Origin of the sequence: Asticcacaulis sp., from assembly GCF_027484505.1 — a bacterium.
In the GTDB taxonomy this organism is placed as follows: Bacteria; Pseudomonadota; Alphaproteobacteria; order Caulobacterales; family Caulobacteraceae; genus Asticcacaulis.
The window spans coordinates 1-3,453 of record NZ_JAIXSV010000287.1 but is presented as its reverse complement, the minus strand read 5'-3'; the positions used below and the strand labels follow the sequence as shown (position 1 = coordinate 3,453).

The following is a 3,453-nucleotide window of genomic DNA, read 5'->3' as shown; positions in this document are numbered from 1 at the left end:
GGCTTCGCCGGGCGCGACGATGCGCAGATTATTGACCTCTTCATATAGGCGACGCTGCTGGAACAGGGGATGCGCCTTGGGCAGCCGATGCTCATCCGCCGGGACGCCGTTCATCCCGGCAAAGGTGCAGAAACCGACCTCCGGCGTTTTCAGAGGGCGCTGCAGAAAAAGATAGCTGTAAAGTTCAACGCGCGCCGCGTGAGTTAGAAGGGTAGGGTGATGTTGAGCCTGCGTGTCCCAGATGGTATTAAATTCGTATTCGATATGATGGCGCTGAGGGTAGAAGTCATAGGCTTGGTTTTCACCATTGAGCCGCACCCGTTTCTCCGCGCGTCCGGCCAGAAATTCTCCCAAAGTCCGCGCGCCTGCCTCGGCCATAGCGGCGTCCAGCGTCTTGGCCCCCGTGGCGATCTTGCCGTCTTCCCCGTCTTTTGACGTGCGATCCGCCTTGCGGTTCGACTTGAAGCCGCGCCGCTGATTGAGATGAAAGAGGGCGCGCCCGATCTCATGCGGGGTCAGGGCTTCGTCCAACGCTTTTTTGCGCAATTCGTAGGGGTCTTTTTCAGCCACAAGCCGCGCTTCGTCCTGATCTTCCGGCATCAGACCGTATTGGATCGGGGTTTCGTGAAAGGCCGAACGTCGCCCCAGATAGCGGTCGCGCCGCCGGCGCATGGCGCGGGCCTCCCGACGATCCACAGCCAGAGAGGCGCCGGATTTCGGATCACGGCCATCGCTGAAAATCCGCACCCCGATATCGACGATGCGTTGCCCGATAGGGTGAGTTTTATCATATTCGATCAAACACCAACCGATGCTGTTGGTGCCGATGTCGAGACCCAATCTGCGCATTTTATTTCCCTCACTCAACTTTTGATATACATATGCAGAGCCGTCCAGTGCAAGGGCCTTTAAATTGAGGTCGATACCACACGGATAACACCTTAAGCAGCCAATTGTATATATATTTATATAACGGCCATTAGGGAATGTTGACAATTACCGATTCGTAACCTATGTTGCCTCCAGTGATTAAGAAAGCTGGCGGCCAAGGATGGATTCCAACCCATTCAATGACCGCTAGCTGCTTTGTTTGACGACTCGTTCTTATCACAGGAGGCAGCAGTCCAACACTGCCTTCGACAAATTTTAATGACCGTTAAATAGTTAGCTTTGCTGGCGATTGCCAACGGCCATTAGTTGCAGCTCTTAGGAATTGACAACCTAGGCAGCATGATCCATGTTGGGCTCACAGAGATCGCGAGCCAGCTGTTAACAAGCAGCTTGATTGCACCAAATAAGGGCGAGGCTACGGCCTCGCCTTTTTTGTTTTTACGGATGCATTATCCCGGCGTAGCAAATTTCCTCAACCCGTCTGGCCGTTCGCGTAAAACGCGAATCTCTCGAATCGCACGCTCATATAAAATGAAATATTGATGCTGAAGCGTGGCAAATTCTATTTTCTTAGCAATTGTTTTGATTGCATTGATTGCATCATGCTACTTTGGCGCAACGGGAGACAAGTCATGGCGAGCATTACCATCCGCAACATTGATGACGCGCTGAAGGAACGCTTGCGTATCAGGGCGGCGACTCATGGGCATTCGATGGAAGAAGAGGCGCGTTTGATCCTAAAACAGGCGGTGGGCGGGATTACCGGCCCGGGTCTTCTGGCCTTGTCAAAAGAGCTGTTTGGCGGCGATAAGGGCGTTGAACTTGACCTCCCGCCGCGGAATTTCGACCGGGATGTGCCCGATTTCAAGGCATAGGCGGGTGCGGACTCATGGTCATTCTCGACACCAATGTCGTATCGGAGTTGATGAAACCTCAACCCCATCCCTCTGTGGGAGAGTGGCTGTCCCGCATAGGTGAGACAAGGCTCGCGACCACCTCCGTCACTGTCGCTGAGATCACCTACGGTCTGGAGCGTCTGCCGGACGGTGCGCGCAAAGCGGAGTTGAAAAGGGCCTTTCTGACGTTACTTGAGGTGCTTGGTGCTGTCTCTCTTGACGAGAGCGCCGCATTTAAAGCGGGGCAGTTTAGGGCTTTTCGAGACGCCACGGGGCGACCCTCAACGGCATCTGACATGATGATAGCCGGGATCGCGGCTGCCGCCGGTGCACAACTTGCGACTCGCAACGTCAAAGACTTTGAGGGCTTGCCTATAATTATTAGCGACCCCTGGGCAGTCAACTAAGCGCGCAGCCATTCCCGGGGCAAATACATCCGGTAATTTCGTAGTTTCGAAATTCATAAGTTCCCAATTTTTGCGATCATCCGACGCAAATCTCCGCCCGGCAGTGTTCGCCAAGGCGGCAGGTAGGGGGCCGCGCTGAGGTGAACCACGCGGTTAACCTCGCCCGTGCCGGTGGGGCGTCCGCGAGGTCCGGCCGCGCGGCGTCTGGCTTCACGGGGAGGCATTTGGGACGCAGTACAGGGGCAGGGGCCGTTCTCGCGGCAGGCAAGCCCGGCGAGTCAGCCGTTCGGGCGATCCCCGATGCGCGCGGCGATAAGGCCGATGGTAGCGCCTTCCTCGACGGAGGAGATGGGGTTTGTAACCGTAGCGAAGCGCAGGCTCGGCGGAGCGCGGCGGAGCCAATTCCACCCTGTCTGCAAATTCTCTATAATTTCAGATTTATAACAAAACCGTTTCGCATAGTAACGATGCACATCGTACCGCTCCACAACAAGACTTAAAACAGCTATCGAACTGCCCACTAAAACCGGTGTAGTATTGTCATTTCAGTCAGTTTTCCAACCTTAAGAAAGATTGGTATAGGCACTTGCTTAAGGAGGGGCTCGGTTGGTCCGGTTTGGATATTGAGGCCAACATTCTCAAACGCCATCGTACCTCGTTTGCCGACCGCTATCCGAAACTCATCTTGCCACGCGAAGTCGTCTGGTTTGATAAGTACTAGCCGTTCGGGAAGTGCCCAATCGGCCTTTGGCTCCTTCCTATGATCTCGATAATCGACCTTACCATAAACGACTTGGTCATAGTCGAGTTGAGAGGTGGGGTGGGCACGCTGCTTCAATCGGCTAACTAACAGTTCCGGGTTAGGTATCTCGACGCAGAATTTGCCAAACGACGCGGCAAGTTTGGCGGAGAGCTGATTGCTTGTGCAATAGACGAATATGTCGTTTTGGTTGACTGTCGAGTTGAAGCTGCCGCCATCAAGCCTGATGATGCGGCCGTCCTGCATATTCATCACTAGGCCATTTTGCGGGGCATAGGTCAAAATACCGTCACGCGGATCACCGCGAACACCGTCCGCTTCCCGTCCGCGAAAATGAGAAAGTGTCTGCATCATTAGCAAACCCTTTTTTATAAGCGCCAGCGCGTGGGCCTCTTCAGTGAAATACTTAAATATCGCCATACCAACTTCCTTAGACGGCTGAGCCACATCTTGTCTAAGTTGTCACCGCACCTAAACCTGTACCTTATACCAACGGCCG

At 54.2% G+C, this 3,453-nt stretch carries 4 protein-coding genes; 2 read left to right on the top strand and 2 right to left on the bottom strand.

All coding sequences use genetic code 11. The annotated features are described in order from the left end of the window. Positions 1-849, bottom strand: an 849-nt coding sequence (gene cas9, locus Q0072_RS16700) for a type II CRISPR RNA-guided endonuclease Cas9 (RefSeq protein ID WP_298332523.1), incomplete at its 3' end; no start/stop codon positions are given. Positions 850-1,523: 674 nt separating this feature from the next. On the opposite strand from cas9, the gene Q0072_RS16695 reads away from it, so the two are divergent. Together Q0072_RS16695 and Q0072_RS16690 are read left to right on the top strand one after the other, a co-directional pair. Then, complete coding sequence (locus Q0072_RS16695; RefSeq protein WP_298332521.1) at positions 1,524-1,766, top strand: hypothetical protein; 243 nt, start codon at positions 1,524-1,526, stop codon at positions 1,764-1,766. 14 nt (positions 1,767-1,780) lie between these two features. Next, a complete protein-coding gene (locus Q0072_RS16690; RefSeq protein ID WP_298332519.1) occupies positions 1,781-2,194 on the top strand; it encodes a PIN domain-containing protein in 414 nt (137 codons plus the stop codon). 520 nt (positions 2,195-2,714) lie between these two features. On the opposite strand, the gene Q0072_RS16685 is transcribed toward Q0072_RS16690, so the two are convergent. Further along, positions 2,715-3,374 (bottom strand): hypothetical protein, encoded by a 660-nt coding sequence (locus Q0072_RS16685; protein ID WP_298332517.1) that lies wholly within the window; start codon positions 3,372-3,374, stop codon positions 2,715-2,717. Between the last annotated feature and the right edge of the window lie 79 nt (positions 3,375-3,453).

Coding starts and splice junctions, on each gene's coding strand:
- Q0072_RS16695 (WP_298332521.1), top strand. CDS start 1,524: ATGGCGAGCATTACCATCCGCAACATTGATGACGCGCTGAAGGAACGC.
- Q0072_RS16685 (WP_298332517.1), bottom strand. CDS start 3,374: ATGGCGATATTTAAGTATTTCACTGAAGAGGCCCACGCGCTGGCGCTT.
- Q0072_RS16690 (WP_298332519.1), top strand. CDS start 1,781: ATGGTCATTCTCGACACCAATGTCGTATCGGAGTTGATGAAACCTCAA.